We start from the raw sequence: 14,248 nt of genomic DNA, 5'->3' as shown, positions 1-14,248 counted from the left end.
TTTTGTTGCCGTCAGTTGTAACGGCGACACACTCCTCCGGGCCATTCGACCATGGTCTTACCACTCGGGACCCCGTACTGATGGGCCCCATAAGTGCGACTTCTGGCGGTCGTAAGCGACTATCAGACCAAAGCAGTACGCCCGTGCTGCACCATCATCCTTTCGTGCTCCTCGAGCATGCCGGGCACGCAATCGCGGAGGAACTCCACCCAGGTGCGGATCTTCGCATCGAGGTACTGGCGCGACGGGTACAGCGCGTAGACGTTGAGGTGGAACAGGCTGTAGTCCGGCAGCACGCGCACCAGGCTGCCGTCCTTGAGGCCCTGCACGGCGGAATACACCGGCAGCGCGCCGATGCCCATGCCGGCACGTACCGCCTCGGTCATGGCGTCGGCGGTGTTGACCTGGAAATGGCTGTGGTTGACGCCGACCAGCTCCTGGCCGTCCGGGCCGTCGAACAGCCACTTGTCCAGGGACATCACCGAGTTCACCAGGCGCAGGCAGCGATGCTCGGTCAGCTCCGCAAGTTTCTGCGGCATGCCATGGCGCGCGACGTACTCGGGTGATGCGCAGAGCACGCTGTAGGTCTTGCCGATGCGCTTGGAGACGAAACCCGAGTCCGGCAGCTCCTGGGCGATGACCACGGAGATGTCGTAGCCCTCGTCGAGGATGTCGGTGATGCGGTTGGCCAGGGTCAGGTCGAAGCTGACCTCCGGGTAGATCTCGCAGTACTGCGAGATCGCGCGGATCAGGTAGTGCTGGCCGATGCCGGTCATGGCATGCACCTTCACCTTGCCGTGGGGCCGGGCGTGGGCGTCGCCGGCTTCGGCCTCGGCCTCCTCGATGTAGCCGAGGATCTGCTGGCAGCGCTGCAGGTAGCGCTGGCCGGCCTCGGTGAGGGCGATGCGGCGGGTGGTGCGGTGCAGCAGGCGGGTGCGCAGGTGCGCTTCGAGTTTGGCCACCGTCCGCGAGACGTACGCGGTGGTGAGGTCCATGCGCTGGGCGGCGGCGGTGAAGCTGCCGGTCTCGGCGACACAGACGAAAGCACGCATGTTGTGCAGCAGGTCCATCATTTCTCCTGAAGAGCCTGTCAGACGCCACGGCGGGCGGTCTCTGCAACGGCGCTCGACCGAGCAACGCCTTGTTACAGATTCATGACAGGCGGCGAATTGTCGCACAGGTGCCGGGCGGGGATTATTGTACTTTCAGGTAACAATAATTCGCCCATCCGTCAGCTTATCCTGCCCCTGGCGCACTTCTAGAATCGCCGTCCCCAACGCGGTCTCCCGCAACCTCCCAGGACAAGCAGCCGTGCTCCGCCTTTCGTGCAACGTGCTTCCACCCCTTCGCTCCACTTTCGAATTACAGGGTTATCAAAACCCGATCCGCCCCGAACAACGCCTGCCGAGATAAGCCTGATGAGCAGTCTCTCCGTGCGCCTGCCCAAGGCTGCCGCGCTGCGCTTCGCCCTGTCCGACTGGGCGCACACCGACGGCGTCACCTGGATGTTCATCCTCAAGACGCTGATCACCGCCTTCACCGCGCTGTGGCTGGCCTACCGCCTGGAGCTGCCGCAGCCCAACACCGTGCTGGTAAGCGCCTTCATCGTGCTGCAGCCGCAAAGCGGCCAGGTGCTGGCGAAGAGCTTCTACCGCATCCTCGGCACCCTCGCCGGGCTGACGGTGATGGTCACCTTCATCGCTCTGTTCGCCCAGGAGCGCGTGCTGTTCCTGCTCTGCGTGGCGATCTGGGTCGGCCTGTGCACGGCGGGCGCCGCACGCTACCGGGATTTTCGCGCCTATGCCTGCCTCCTCGCCGGCTACACGGCAGTGATGATCGGCATCCCCGCCACCCTGCACCCCGAGGGCGCCTTCATGCAGGCGCTGTGGCGGGTGCTGGAGATCACCCTGGGGATTCTCTGCACCGGCGTGGTCAGCGCCATCGTACTGCCGCAGACCAGCACCGCCGCCCTGCGCAACGCGCTGAATACCCGTTTCGGCGACTTCGCCGGGCTCGCCAGCGCCGGCCTCAATGGCACGCTGGAGCGCGAACGCTTCGAGCAGGCCAGCGCGCGCATTGCCGCCGAAGTGGTGGGCCTGGAAAGCCTGCGCAACGTCACCGCCTTCGAGGACCCGCACATGCGCCTGCGCAGCGGCCGCCTGGCGCGGCTGAACAGCGAGTTCATGCAGTTGACCACGCGCTTCCATGCCCTGCAGCGCCTGCTCGAACGCCTGCGCGAGCGCCAGGCCAGCAACGTGCTGGAAGTGCTGATGCCGTGCCTGATCGACGTCAGCGAACTGCTCGCCAGCTGGCACGGCCGGCCACTCAGCGAAGCGGACGCCGAGCGCCTGAGCGTGCAGCTGGAACTCTGCAAGCACCACCTGATGCCGCGCATCCGCGAGGCCCGCGCCACGCTCGGCCACACCTGCCCGCGGGAAGCCGACCAGCTGGATTTCGAGACCGCCGCCGAGCTGCTCTACCGCTTCGCCGACGACATGCACAACTATGCCCAGACCCACGCCTCGCTGGCCGCCCACAAGCACGAGCGCGAGCAGTGGAAGGAGCGCTTCACGCCCAAGGCCAACGCCCTGGCGGCTGCGGTCGCGGGTTTCCGTTGCGCGCTGCTGGTGATCGTCGGCGGGGTGTTCTGGATCGAAACCTCCTGGCTAAGCGGCGCCACCTTCGCGCTCACCTCGGTACTGATCGCCGCCCTCTCCTCCGCCTCGCCCAACCCCAAGCGCCTGTCACTGCAACTGACCCTCGGCACCCTGCTGGGCGCGACGCTCGGCTTCATCATCACCTTCCGCGTGCTGCCGCACATCGACGGGTTCCCGCTGCTGTGCTTCGTGCTCGCACCGGTGTTCGCCCTCGGCGCCTTCCTCATCTCCCGGCCGAAGTGGAGCGGCTATGGCGTCGGCCTGCTGGTGTGGTTCTGCATCGCCTCGCTGCCGGCGAACGTCGCCCGCTACGACGCCTACACCTTCATCAACGAATACCTGGCGATGCTGCTGTCGATGGGCATGGCGGTGGTCGCGGCCATCGTCATCCTGCCGCCGAACCGGCCGTGGCTGTGGGAGCGCCTGGAAGCCGAGCTGCGCCTACGCGTGGTGCGGGTGATCAGCGATCCGCTGAAAGGCCTGTCGTCCGGCTTCGAGAGCGGCACCCGCGACCTGCTGAACCAGGCCTACGGGTTATCCACAGGCCGCCCGGATGTGCAGCGCAGGCTGCTGCGCTGGACTTTCCAGGTGCAGGAGATCGGCCTGTCGATCATCGAGTTGCGCCGTGAGCAGGAGGCATTGCCGAAGGAGCCCTGGTACGCCGAGCGCATGCCCTGGCGGCGGGCGATTCGTGCCCTGGGCCGCGCGCTGATCCGGCTGTTCATCCAGCCCAGCGAGAGCAATCGCCAGCGTGCACTGGCGGCGGTTGAGCACGCCATCCACGCGACCCGCTCCACCGATGATCGCCGGCCGCCGCACTTCGACTCCTCGCCGCTGCGGCGGGTGTGCAGCTACCTGCACTTCATCCGCACCTCGCTACTCGATCCGCAGTCGCCGTTGCGCGATTGAGTTACGCGGGTTCGCGAGCCCCTACCCCTCTCCCTCTGGGAGAGGGCTGGGGTGAGGGGAATTCAGTGGCACGGAATTACCATAGAAGACAGTTGCTCCCACGCACCCGACAGCCACATCGCTCCCGGGACCAAGCTGCGACCAGCCACCGCAGAACCTGCCCTGCAACCCGCGTCAATCCTGGATTATTGCCTCTGAGTACGAAGTCTTGTTGGCACCTGGATATATGACTCAGGTCAGGCAAATCCTATTATTTCCGTGCTGTTACAGCGCGCGCCGCAACACCACTCGACACCCGTAATCATCCCCCAACGCTTCCCGATGCAGCTCCGGCTCAGCGTCACGGACGAGTCACGTCCGGACAGCGGGAACAAGGCAGGTAAATTCATGAAAGCTGTAGTCATCCTGGCCATGCTGGGCTTCTCCTCGCTCGCCCTGGCCGAGCAGGCGAATGCCGGCGACCAGGCGCAAAGCGCGGCCGTGGAGCAGTACACCTACGACATGAAACTGGACGTCGCCCATGTGATCTCCACCACCGACGTGTCCAGCCAGTGCGGCATCGTGCCGGCGCGCATGACCTACGAGGATTCCCAGGGTCAGCGCCACACCGTCGAATACCAGGTGTGGGGCAACGGCTGCTCCGGCGGCTGATCAGGCTTGTGCATTCCCGGCGCGGCTCCACGCCGCCGCGCCGGGAGTGCCCTGGATTCCAGCCGTGGAAACTACGGCTGCAGGGCCGCCTTCGCGATGTTGCGACTGTGCGCGCCGAAATGCCGGATCAATTGCAGAATCTGCTCATCCAGCGCCTCATCGTGGCGGAACGGCGCCGGTGAGTTCCCCGCGCTGAAATCCCCCGCCGGCTTCTCTTCACTCTCCAGCCAATGGCCAATGGCCGCGTCGAACGCCGCCGCATGGGCATGGGACTCGCTCGCCACCACCTCGCGCAGATACTCCGTCGAGTACGGTGGATAACTTCCATCGGTACTGACATCCGCATAGGCCGCCAGCAACGGCGACTGCCCGCCCTGGCGCAGCGTCTCGCGCAGCCAGTCCACCTGATAACGCTCAACACCCGTATGCCGGTCCGCCACGCGCTGGATCGCCGCCTGCTTGTCGGCATCGAAGCCGGCCATGGACTTGCCCGCTGTCCACAGCATGCTGGTGGTGGTTTCACCCGGCAGCGGCGTCGAGTGGTACGGCTGGGTCATGTCCTGGATGTAGTGCATCGCCCAGCCGAGAAAGCGGTAGCCCCAGTACGGATGGCCCTTGTCGAAAGCGAAGCGCGCCAGGCCGTAGAACTGGTAGGCGCGCCATTCCGGCCAGTTGCGCTCCAGGTACGGCGCGCCGGTGAAGATGATCGCGTCCTCGTGGTAGAAGCCCATGTGGAACGGCGCCTGGGAGCTGAATTCGTAGCGCGGGTCGCCGAACGGCTGCGGGCCGAAGCCGTAGCGCTGGCCGACTTCGCCAGGATTGTCGCTGAACAGGTTGATGTCGTGACCAAAGTCCGGCTCGTCGGCGGCGCTGGCCAGCACGTCCAGCGCGGGGATCTTCTCCCCCGCCTGCAACTGCACGAAGCGCCACTGGTTCCAGCCGGACAGATTGTGGAACACCAGCACATCGGCCGGTTTGAGCGCCACATGGCCCGGCAGCTCGCCACCCGGCGGCGGCTGCACGGCGGTGGCCAGCTTGATCTCCGGGTTCAGGCGCAGCGCCATAAGGAAGGCTTTGCCCAGGTCGTCGCGGCCGTCCTCGGTCAGACGCAGATCATCCGGGCGCGGCGGGTACTGGCGGAAATGTTCGCGGGCATAGGTTTCCTGCTCATCCAGCAGCTTCACCAGGCCGGCCCGTTGCTGGCTGATGAAGCTCTCCAGCGGCTCCACCTCAACCTCGGGCGCCTGGGTGATCGCCGGCAGTTGCTGCAGGGCGATGTAGCTGCCCAGGGTGTGATTGGACCAGGCCCAGAGGCTTTGCGGCAGCGCCAGCAGGCCGGCCAGCAGGCAGGTGGGCAGACAGGTGGAGAGTCGCTTCATCGGCTTTTCGCTCTTATTGGGCAATGCGGAAGAAAAATTCGGACGCAGCCTAACAATCCGGAGCCACGACGGCACTGTCGAAGTTGGCCAGCGTATGTCACCGATAACGCCACGGCTGACCATCATCAATGGCGCGAAGCGCCTCAGCCACTACACTTGCCCGGCATGGAAAGACACCGGCGCTGCCTGATGGCCGGTCACTCGAAATAAGGGCGTTCCCATGCTGCAGTCCGTTTCACCCAAGCACGACCTTCCCCTCAAACCCGATCCAGCCGAACCCCGCAGCGGCGTCCTCGCCCCCTTCAGCATCGCCGCGTTCCGCATCATCTGGATCTGCAACCTGTTCGCCAACCTCGGTACCTGGGCGCAATCGGTAGCGGCCGCCTGGGTGGTCACGGAAGCTCATGCCAGCCCCTTGATGGTGGCGATGATCCAGGTGGCCTCGGCGCTGCCGCTGGTGCTGCTGTCGATCATGTCCGGCGTGCTGGCCGACAACCACGACCGCCGCAAGATCATGCTGGTGGGGCTCTCGGTCGAACTCTCCGGCGCCGCGCTGGTGACGCTGTTGGCGTTCCTCGGCTACCTCGATCCGCTGATGCTGATCGTGTCGATCCTCTGGCTCTCGCTGGGCAGCTCGATCACCATCCCCGCCTGGCAGGCGGCGGTGAACGAGCAGGTACCGCCGCGCATGGTGGGCGATGCGGTGCTGCTCAACAGCGTCAACTACAACGTCGCCCGCGCCGTCGGCCCGGCCATTGGCGGCCTGCTGCTGTCGGCCACCGGACCGTCGTGGGTGTTCCTGTTCAACTGCATCTGCTACGCCGCGCTGATCTGGGCGATCTGGCAATGGCGCCGCGAGGTGCCCAAACGCACCCTGCCGCCGGAGCACATCTTCGAGGGCGTGATCGCCGCGCTGCGCTTCACCCAGTATTCCAGCGTCACCCGCCTGGTGATGATGCGCTCCTTCGCCTTCGGCCTGTCCGCCAGCGCCATCTGGGCACTGCTGCCACTACTGGCACACCGTAATCCAGACGGCAACGCCTCGGTGTACGGCTACATGCTCGGCGCCCTGGGCCTGGGAGCCATCGTCGCCAGCACCATGGTGAGCAAGGCCCGGCTGCTGCTCGGCAGCAGCCGGCTGATCAGTTTTTCCGCCGCCACGCTGGCACTGGTGATGCTGACCCTGGGCTGGATCGACAACCTCTGGGTGATCTTCCCTGCGCTGATCCTTGGCGGCGCCTGCTGGATCGCCGCCGTGGCGACCTACAACTCCGCGGTGCAGATCCTCGTGCCCGACTGGGTCAAGGCGCGGGCGCTGGCGCTGTACCAGACCGCGCTGTATGGCGGTCTCGCGGCGGGCTCGTTCCTCTGGGGACATTTCGCCGAGACACTGGGCGTACAAGGGGCGCTGATTGCCGCTGGCTGCCTGCTGCTGGTGTCGGTGGCGGTGCTGTACAACTCGCGCCTGCCGGAGCTGGACGCCAGCAACATCGCTCGCGCGCCGAGCGGAATGCCGGGCCAGCCGACCTTCGTGTTCAACCCCGAGCGGGGTTCGGTGCTGGTCTCCATCGAGTACCGCATCCCGGCCGAGCGCACCCGCGACTTCGTCCGCGCCGCCAAGCCGCTACGCCGCCTGCGTCTGCGCAATGGCGCGGAGCGCTGGGCGCTGTATCGCGATGTGAGCAACCCGGAAATCTGGCAGGAGCTGTTCCTGGTGGACAACTGGATCAGCCACCTGCGAATGCTCGACCGTCTCACCATCGAGGACAAGACCATCATCGACAACGTCACCAGCCTGCACGCGGGCGACGCGCCGCCGGTGATCCGCCACGGGGTGAGCTACGAGTCCGGCAGCTACGAGGCGCCGCCGGAGACGCTGGGCTAGCCCGCGCAGAAACAAAAACGCCTCCCGGTCAGGGAGGCGTTTGAGGTGACGCGGAAGGCTTACTCCGCCGCCGGCTTCTTGCGCTTGAGCGGCGCCATGCCGTCCTGGCTCACGACCTTGGACGGGCCGGCCTTGGGCTTGGCAGCCGGCTTCTTCTTCGCCGGCGCCTTGCTGCCGGTCTTCTTCACATCATCTTTTTTCTTCTTGGTGCCGGCGGCCTTGCCAGAGGCCTTGACCTTCTTCGGCCCCTTGTAGGTGCCCTTCAGCTCCTTGATGGTGCGCAGCTCGAAACGCAGCTTGAGGTAGCGCTCGATGCTCGACATCAGGTTCCAGTCGCCATGGCCGACCAACGAAATCGCAGTGCCCGAGGCGCCGGCACGGCCGGTGCGGCCGATGCGGTGCACGTACTCGTCGCCACGACGCGGAATGTCGAAGTTGATCACCAGGTCCAGGCCGTCGACGTCCAGGCCACGGGCGGCCACGTCAGTGGCGACCAGCACCTTCACCGCGCCCTGCTTCAGGCGCTCGATGGCCAGCTTGCGGTCCTTCTGGTCCTTCTCGCCGTGCAGCACGAAGACCTTGTGCCCGGCGGCGATCAGGCGACCAGTCAGGCGGTCGGCGGCGACGCGGGTATTGGTGAAGATGATCGCCTTGTCGTAGGTCTCGTTGCCGATCAGCCAGTGCACCAGGGCTTCCTTGTGCGCGACATCGTCGGTCAGGATCACCTGCTGGCTGACGTCCTCGTTCAGCTCGCTGACGCGGTTGAGCTGCAGGTTTTCCGGCTCGCGCAGGACCTTCTCGACCATCTCGTGCAGACCGCTGCCGCTGGTGGCGGAGAACAGCAGGGTCTGGCGCTGCGCCGGGCACTGCGCGGCGAGCTTGAGTACGTCTTCGGAGAAGCCCATGTCGAGCATGCGGTCGGCCTCATCGAGCACCAGCACTTCCACATCACCCAGCGGCAAGTTGCCGGCGTTGAACTGCTCGTTCAGGCGGCCGGGCGTGCCGATGATGATTTCCGGGTTCTTGCGCAGGCGCGCGCCCTGCACCTTGAAGTCTTCGCCGCCGGTGATCAGGCAGGCCTTGATGAAGGTGAACTGGGCGAAGCGCTCGACTTCCTTGAGGGTCTGCTGGGCCAGCTCGCGGGTCGGCAGCAGGATCAGCGCGCGGGCGCCGCTCTTGGGCTTCTCCTCGGCGAGCAGGCGATGCAGCAGCGGCAGCACGAAGGCGGCGGTCTTGCCGCTGCCGGTCTGCGCCGTCACCCGCAGGTCGCGTCCCTCCAGGGCCTTCGGGATGGCTGCTGCCTGGACCGGGGTCGGCTCGGAGAAGGACAACGAATCGAGCGCCTTGAGCAGGCGTTCGTGCAGGGCGAATTGGGAGAACAAGGCAGACCTCGATATCACGTAAAGACCAAATAGCTGCATAGCGTAACCGATGCGCGGGTTTTATTCGCCGGTCGCAATCGGTATGGCCCACGTCGCGTGCGGGACAGAGGCGTCCGCAAGGCACTCCCAGACTGGCTGCAACGCCCAAGAATGCCGCACAAGGAACGCCGCGATGACGCACCGCCCGACCGCCGCCGAACGTCTGGAGCGCTTGCCACTGAGCCCCTACCACCGGCTGATCTTCGTGATCATCGCCCTGGCGTTCTTCTTCGACTCCATGGACCTGGCGATGATGACCTTCCTGCTCGGCTCGATCAAAGCCGAGTTCGGCCTCTCCAGCGCCCAGGCCGGACTGCTGGCCAGCTCCAGCTTCGTCGGCATGGTGGTCGGTGCGGCTCTGTCCGGGCTGCTCGCCGACCGCTTCGGGCGCAAGCCGGTGTTCCAGTGGAGCATCGTGCTCTGGGGCATCGCCAGCTACCTCTGCTCCACCGCCGGCGACGTGCAGCAACTGACCCTCTACCGCGTGCTGCTGGGGATCGGCATGGGCATGGAATTCCCCATTGCCCAGTCGCTGCTCTCGGAAATGATCCCGGCGCACAAGCGCGGCAAGTACATCGCGCTGATGGACGGCTTCTGGCCGCTGGGCTTCATCGCCGCCGGCTGCCTGTCCTACTTCGTGCTGCCGGTGGCCGGCTGGCGCAGCCTGTTCCTGCTGCTGGCCTTCCCGGCGATCTTCGTCCTGGCGATCCGCTTCATGATCCCCGAATCGCCACGCTGGCTGGAGCAGGCCGGATTGCTCGATCAGGCCGAGCGCTCCCTGCAACGCATCGAGGCCCGGGTGATGGCCTCGCTCAAGCTGAGCAGCCTGCCGGAGCCACGCCCGCTGGCGCGCCCGGAGCCGAGTGCGCCGGGCTTCTTCCGCGCCTTCGCCGAACTCTGGTCGCCGGCCTACCGGCGCCGCACCCTGACGGTCTGGAGTCTGTGGTTCTTCGCCCTGCTCGGCTTCTACGGCCTCACCTCCTGGCTCAGCGCCCTACTGCAGCAATCGGGCTTCGCCGCAACCCAGTCGGTCTACTACACGGTGCTGATTTCCCTGGCCGGCATTCCCGGCTTCCTTTGCGCGGCCTGGCTGGTCGAGCGCTGGGGCCGCAAACCGAGCTGCGTGCTGATGCTCCTGGGCGGCGGTGCGATGGCCTATGCCTACGGGCAGACGGCGGTATTCGGCGGCAGCCTGGCCCTGCTGATCGGTTTTGGCCTGGCCATGCAGTTCTTCCTGTTCGGCATGTGGGCGGTGCTCTACACCTATACGCCGGAGCTCTACCCAACTTCGGCGCGCGCTACCGGGTCGGGTTTCGCCTCGGCGGTCGGCCGCATCGGCTCGCTGCTCGGCCCCACCGTCAGCGGCGTGATCCTGCCGGTGGCCGGCCAGGGAGGCGTGTTCAGCCTCGGTGCGCTGTGCTTCCTGCTCGCCGCCGGAGTGGTCTGGGCCTTCGGCATCGAGACCCGCGGCCGAACCCTGGAAGAGCTTGCTGGATGACACGCCGCCCAACGTAGGCAGGAATCGGACGAACGTATCAGCACCCCGCAGTCGCCGTGCCATGCTCTGATCGAGCTTTCCGCAACGGAGAAACAGGGTGCAATCGACTCTCGTTTATTTCGTGGCCGCCAGCCTGGACGGCTACATCGCCCGCCCCGACGGCAGCGTCGACTGGCTGCTGGGCTATGACAGCGCGACCGACGACCACGGCTACAGCGCCTTCTATGCGGGCATCGACGGTCTGCTGATGGGGCGGACCACCTACCTGCACTGCCTGACCCAAGGCGACTGGCCTTATCCGAACAAGCCAACCCTGGTCCTGACCCGCGCCAACCACCTGCCGCTGGCAGGCCCCCAGATCGAGCTGATGCATTGCCCACCGAGCGAAGCCCTGGAAACCCTCCAAACCAAGGGCTGCAAGCGAGTCTGGTTGGTTGGCGGAGGGAGTCTGGCAGGAAACTTTCTCGCCGCGGGGTTGCTCGACGAGTTGATCGTCAGCATCATTCCGCACCTGCTCGGAGCCGGCATTCCGCTGTTCAGCATCGGACTCGAGCAACGTCTGCAACTGCTGGAACAGCGCAGCTTTCCCAGTGGAATCGTGCAACTGCGTTACCAGGTCCTCAAGGAAAGTCTCTCATCATGACCCGCGCCACCATCAGCATCGCTGCCGCCTGCCTGCTCGACGACTCCGGCCGCCTGCTGCTGGTACGCAAGCGCGGCACCCAGGCCTTCATGCTGCCCGGCGGCAAGCACGAGCCCGGCGAAACCTCGGTACAGGCGCTGCTGCGCGAACTGGATGAAGAACTCAATCTGCGCCTGACGGAAAACGCCCTGACGCCCCTGGGCCATTTCCAGGCCGACGCCGCCAATGAGCCCGATACCCGGGTCGACGCGCAGGTCTATGTCGCCGCCCTGCCCCACCCGGTAAGCCCGGCGGCAGAGCTGGAAGAACTGGCCTGGCTGGCTCCCGCCGCCAACACCCCGCACAAGCTCGCACCGCTCCTGCGCGAACAGGTACTGCCCGCCCTCCTCCAGCACCTGGGCTGATTCCGCCCCTAAAAACCTGCATTTCGTCGGGTTTTTACCTGCGACAGTGCGCCTCGCCTGGCTTTGCGCCATCAGAGCCACAGCGCCCCGCCATCATTGCCGAAACCCGCATGCTATAGGGCTTCAAGCTATAAGCCGTGGTCGTGACCAGTGGGTCCGTTCACATGTCACGCAACGTCCGGCAAGTCACATGACAATCGTCAGAATCGACAGACGGTAAAAACTGTCATGAAAACTCGTTCAAAATGCCCCGAATTTTTGAACGGACAAAAAGGAAACCACGCCGAAAGCAACGGCGATCCAGCGGAGTCTGGGTGACATCAACCAGCAAGAAGACATGCCGAATGCGACGTAACATTTTGACATGCCTTTCCATAGGCTTGGCGACCCTCTTGGCCGCCACCGAGGCAACCGCCTCCTCCAAGGTCTCACGCACCTACCACCCTGCTCCGGTCGACCTGCGCGTCCCGGTCCAGGGCAGCGCCCTGCTGACCATGACGCCCCAGGCCGACAAGCCGGCCAAGAGCGAGGCGCACCAGGTTACCCAGCGCGCCTACAGCATGATCGGCACGCCCTATCGCTGGGGCGGCACCTCGCCCAAGCGCGGCTTCGACTGCAGCGGCCTGGTCAACTACGTGTTCCAGAACATCGATGAAGTCGACCTGCCGCGTACCGCACGCGAAATCTACAGCATGCGCGGCAACCCGAAGGTGGCACGCGATGACCTTCAGCCCGGCGACCTGGTGTTCTTCCGCATCCACAATCGCCGCAATGTCGACCACGTTGGCATCTACGTCGGCGACAACCAGTTCGTTCATGCGCCGCGCCGCGGCCAGAAGGTCCGCGTTTCCGACCTCAATGGCGACTACTGGAAGCGTCATTACACCGCTGCTCGCCGCATCCTGCCGGAAACCCTGGCCAAGGCCGACGTCGGCGGCCGTCGCTTCGACTGACGGCCTGCGCTCTCCCCTCACGGGAGAGCGATTCCCTTCCTAGCGTTTCACCTCGAACGCCTCGCGACGCGCCTGTCGGCGCAGCAATCGCGCGCTATCCCACCCGGTCAACAACACGGCGATCCAGATCGGCCCGTAGGTCCAGATCTGCGCCGGATTGAACGCCTCGCCCAGGAACAGCACGGCAATGGCGAACAACAGTACCGGCTCGACATAGCTGAGAATCCCGAACAGCCCCATCGGCAGCAGCCGGCTGGACGCCATCATGGCGCCGAAGGCCAGCGCACTGATCAGCCCCAGAATCGGCAATAGCGCCCACAGCCGTGGCGTCTCCTCCAGCACCTGCCCGCTACCGGTCATCCACAGCGCCAGGAAGGCGAACGGCAGCAACACGACCATCTCGAAGACGAACCCGGACAACGCATCCACGCCCATCCTGCGGCGCAGCATGAAATACGGCGGATACCCCAGCGCAGTGATCATGGAGAACCAGGAAAACGCCCGGGTCAGCCACAGTTCATGCAGCACACCCGCGACGGCGAAGGCCACCGCGATGGCCTGCAAAGGCGTCAGTCGCTCGCCGTAGAACACTCGACCGCAGAGCACCATGGTCAGGGGCAGCAGGAAATAGCCCAGCGACAGCTCCAGGGTGCGCCCGACCATGGGCGCCCAGATGAACACACCCCACTGCACCAACATCATCGCCGCCGTCAGCGGGAAACACGCCAGCAGCCAGGGCTCGCGCAGCAGGCGCCGCCCCGCGTCACGCAACACCCCGCCCTGGCGGGTGAACCACACCAGCAACAGCACCATGGGAATCGACCAGACCACCCGGTGAGCGATCACCTGGATGCTGGTCAGCGGCTCCAACGCATGGATATAGCCCGGCAAGGTCACGAACAAAACGGACGACGCCAAAGACAGCGCCACACCACGTCCGGAAATATTCATGCGAAACGCTCCTTGTGACGACGCAAACCGAAGCGATTGACGCCCAGGGACGCGACGATCACCGCACCACCCAGCGCCAGGCGGGGCAGATCGGCCTGCTCACCCCAGATCAGCAGATTGATCAGCAGCCCCACCGGCACGTGCAGGTTATTCATCACCGCCAGGGTGCCGGCATCCACCAGGGTTCCGCCCTTGTTCCACCAGAACTGCCCCAGCGCAGTGGCCAGCAGCCCCATCCACACCAGCACGCCCCATTGCACTTCGGTGCTCGGCAGCTTCTGCGGATTGCCGAACAGCAGCCAGCCCGGCAGCGCGATCAACAGCGCCCCGACGAAGAAGTAACCGAAGCGGCGGAACTGCGGGATATCCGAGGGATAGCGCTGCACCAGATGCTTGTAGAACACCTGGCCGGCGGCAAAGGTGGCATTGGCCAGCTGCAGCAGCAGGAAACCTTCGATGTAGTCGCCGCTCACCCCGTCGTAACGAATGATCCCGGCCCCCAGCACCGCCACTCCGGCAGCCAGCAGCGCCCAGGCATTGAAGCGACGGTTCAGCGCATCATCGATCAGCGCCACGTGCAGCGGCGTCAGTACAGTGAACAGCAGCACCTCGGGCACCGTGAGCACCCGGAAGCTCTGATACAGGCAGACATAGGTAATGCCGAACTGCAGCGCCCCCACCAGCATCACGCCGGCGACGAAGCGCGGATGCACGCCGCGCCAGCGAGTCAGCGGCAGGAATACCAGTCCGGCGAGCACGACACGGGTCAGCACCGCGAAATAGCTATCGACCTGCCCAGCGAGGTACTCGCCGATCAGGCTGAAGGAAAACGCCCAGAGGACGGTAACGAAAAGCAGGTATGGCATGAGGGATGCGACCGGAACGGGGCAAGCACCA

The 14,248-nt window shown here is 65.4% G+C and carries 12 protein-coding genes; 7 read left to right on the top strand and 5 right to left on the bottom strand.

The features are described from left to right. Positions 1–122: 122 nt before the first annotated feature. Positions 123–1,070 carry a LysR family transcriptional regulator gene (locus SD196_RS08535; RefSeq protein WP_275608006.1) on the bottom strand — a complete coding sequence of 316 codons (948 nt, stop codon included), beginning with the start codon at positions 1,068–1,070 and terminating at the stop codon, positions 123–125. 348 nt (positions 1,071–1,418) lie between these two features. Here SD196_RS08535 and SD196_RS08530 point away from each other — a divergent pair, with 348 nt between their 5' ends. Both SD196_RS08530 and SD196_RS08525 read left to right on the top strand, forming a co-directional pair. After that, entirely contained in the window at positions 1,419–3,566 is a 2,148-nt protein-coding gene (locus SD196_RS08530; protein ID WP_343578005.1) for an FUSC family protein, read from the top strand. Positions 3,567–3,953: 387 nt separating this feature from the next. Beyond that, a complete protein-coding gene (locus SD196_RS08525) occupies positions 3,954–4,217 on the top strand; it encodes a DUF2790 domain-containing protein (RefSeq protein ID WP_275608008.1) in 264 nt (87 codons plus the stop codon). A gap of 71 nt (positions 4,218–4,288) precedes the next feature. Here the strand turns inward: SD196_RS08525 and SD196_RS08520 are convergent, their stop codons facing one another. Continuing rightward, complete coding sequence (locus SD196_RS08520) at positions 4,289–5,596, bottom strand: phospholipase (RefSeq protein WP_343578006.1); 1,308 nt, start codon at positions 5,594–5,596, stop codon at positions 4,289–4,291. A 220-nt stretch (positions 5,597–5,816) separates the two neighbouring features. On the opposite strand from SD196_RS08520, the gene SD196_RS08515 reads away from it, so the two are divergent. Further along, a complete protein-coding gene (locus SD196_RS08515) occupies positions 5,817–7,481 on the top strand; it encodes an MFS transporter (RefSeq protein WP_331317164.1) in 1,665 nt (554 codons plus the stop codon). A 59-nt stretch (positions 7,482–7,540) separates the two neighbouring features. Here the strand turns inward: SD196_RS08515 and SD196_RS08510 are convergent, their stop codons facing one another. Continuing rightward, on the bottom strand, positions 7,541–8,878 hold the full coding sequence (locus tag SD196_RS08510; protein ID WP_275611987.1) for a DEAD/DEAH box helicase: 1,338 nt from the start codon (positions 8,876–8,878) through the stop codon (positions 7,541–7,543). Between the two features lie 157 nt (positions 8,879–9,035). Here SD196_RS08510 and SD196_RS08505 point away from each other — a divergent pair, with 157 nt between their 5' ends. The 4 genes from SD196_RS08505 (at position 9,036) to SD196_RS08490 (ending at position 12,400) form a co-directional block, all read left to right on the top strand. Then, entirely contained in the window at positions 9,036–10,400 is a 1,365-nt protein-coding gene (locus SD196_RS08505) for an MFS transporter (RefSeq protein ID WP_416311261.1), read from the top strand. 97 nt (positions 10,401–10,497) lie between these two features. Further along, complete coding sequence (locus tag SD196_RS08500; RefSeq protein ID WP_275608012.1) at positions 10,498–11,043, top strand: dihydrofolate reductase family protein; 546 nt, start codon at positions 10,498–10,500, stop codon at positions 11,041–11,043. After that, on the top strand, positions 11,040–11,447 hold the full coding sequence (locus SD196_RS08495; RefSeq protein ID WP_275608013.1) for an NUDIX hydrolase: 408 nt from the start codon (positions 11,040–11,042) through the stop codon (positions 11,445–11,447). The genes SD196_RS08500 and SD196_RS08495 overlap by 4 nt, the downstream gene beginning before the upstream one ends. A gap of 392 nt (positions 11,448–11,839) precedes the next feature. Continuing rightward, on the top strand, positions 11,840–12,400 hold the full coding sequence (locus SD196_RS08490; protein ID WP_370601033.1) for a C40 family peptidase: 561 nt from the start codon (positions 11,840–11,842) through the stop codon (positions 12,398–12,400). 39 nt (positions 12,401–12,439) lie between these two features. Here the strand turns inward: SD196_RS08490 and rarD are convergent, their stop codons facing one another. After that, positions 12,440–13,351 (bottom strand): EamA family transporter RarD, encoded by a 912-nt coding sequence (gene rarD / locus SD196_RS08485; RefSeq protein ID WP_275608015.1) that lies wholly within the window; start codon positions 13,349–13,351, stop codon positions 12,440–12,442. Continuing rightward, positions 13,348–14,217: a carboxylate/amino acid/amine transporter gene (locus SD196_RS08480; RefSeq protein ID WP_275608016.1), complete on the bottom strand. Its 870-nt coding sequence runs from the start codon at positions 14,215–14,217 to the stop codon at positions 13,348–13,350. The genes rarD and SD196_RS08480 overlap by 4 nt, the downstream gene beginning before the upstream one ends. Positions 14,218–14,248: the final 31 nt, after the last annotated feature.

Origin of the sequence: Pseudomonas macauensis (genome assembly GCF_047902425.1) — a bacterium.
Classification (GTDB): Bacteria; Pseudomonadota; Gammaproteobacteria; order Pseudomonadales; family Pseudomonadaceae; genus Pseudomonas.
This window is presented reverse-complemented; position numbering and strand designations above follow the sequence as displayed.

What these genes read in the sequence shown, in the direction of transcription:
- SD196_RS08535 (WP_275608006.1), bottom strand. Translation starts at nt 1,070, where the DNA reads ATGGACCTGCTGCACAACATGCGTGCTTTCGTCTGTGTCGCCGAGACC.
- SD196_RS08530 (WP_343578005.1), top strand. Translation starts at nt 1,419, where the DNA reads ATGAGCAGTCTCTCCGTGCGCCTGCCCAAGGCTGCCGCGCTGCGCTTC.
- SD196_RS08525 (WP_275608008.1), top strand. Translation starts at nt 3,954, where the DNA reads ATGAAAGCTGTAGTCATCCTGGCCATGCTGGGCTTCTCCTCGCTCGCC.
- SD196_RS08520 (WP_343578006.1), bottom strand. Translation starts at nt 5,596, where the DNA reads ATGAAGCGACTCTCCACCTGTCTGCCCACCTGCCTGCTGGCCGGCCTG.
- SD196_RS08515 (WP_331317164.1), top strand. Translation starts at nt 5,817, where the DNA reads ATGCTGCAGTCCGTTTCACCCAAGCACGACCTTCCCCTCAAACCCGAT.
- SD196_RS08505 (WP_416311261.1), top strand. Translation starts at nt 9,036, where the DNA reads ATGACGCACCGCCCGACCGCCGCCGAACGTCTGGAGCGCTTGCCACTG.
- SD196_RS08495 (WP_275608013.1), top strand. Translation starts at nt 11,040, where the DNA reads ATGACCCGCGCCACCATCAGCATCGCTGCCGCCTGCCTGCTCGACGAC.
- rarD (WP_275608015.1), bottom strand. Translation starts at nt 13,351, where the DNA reads ATGAATATTTCCGGACGTGGTGTGGCGCTGTCTTTGGCGTCGTCCGTT.
- SD196_RS08480 (WP_275608016.1), bottom strand. Translation starts at nt 14,217, where the DNA reads ATGCCATACCTGCTTTTCGTTACCGTCCTCTGGGCGTTTTCCTTCAGC.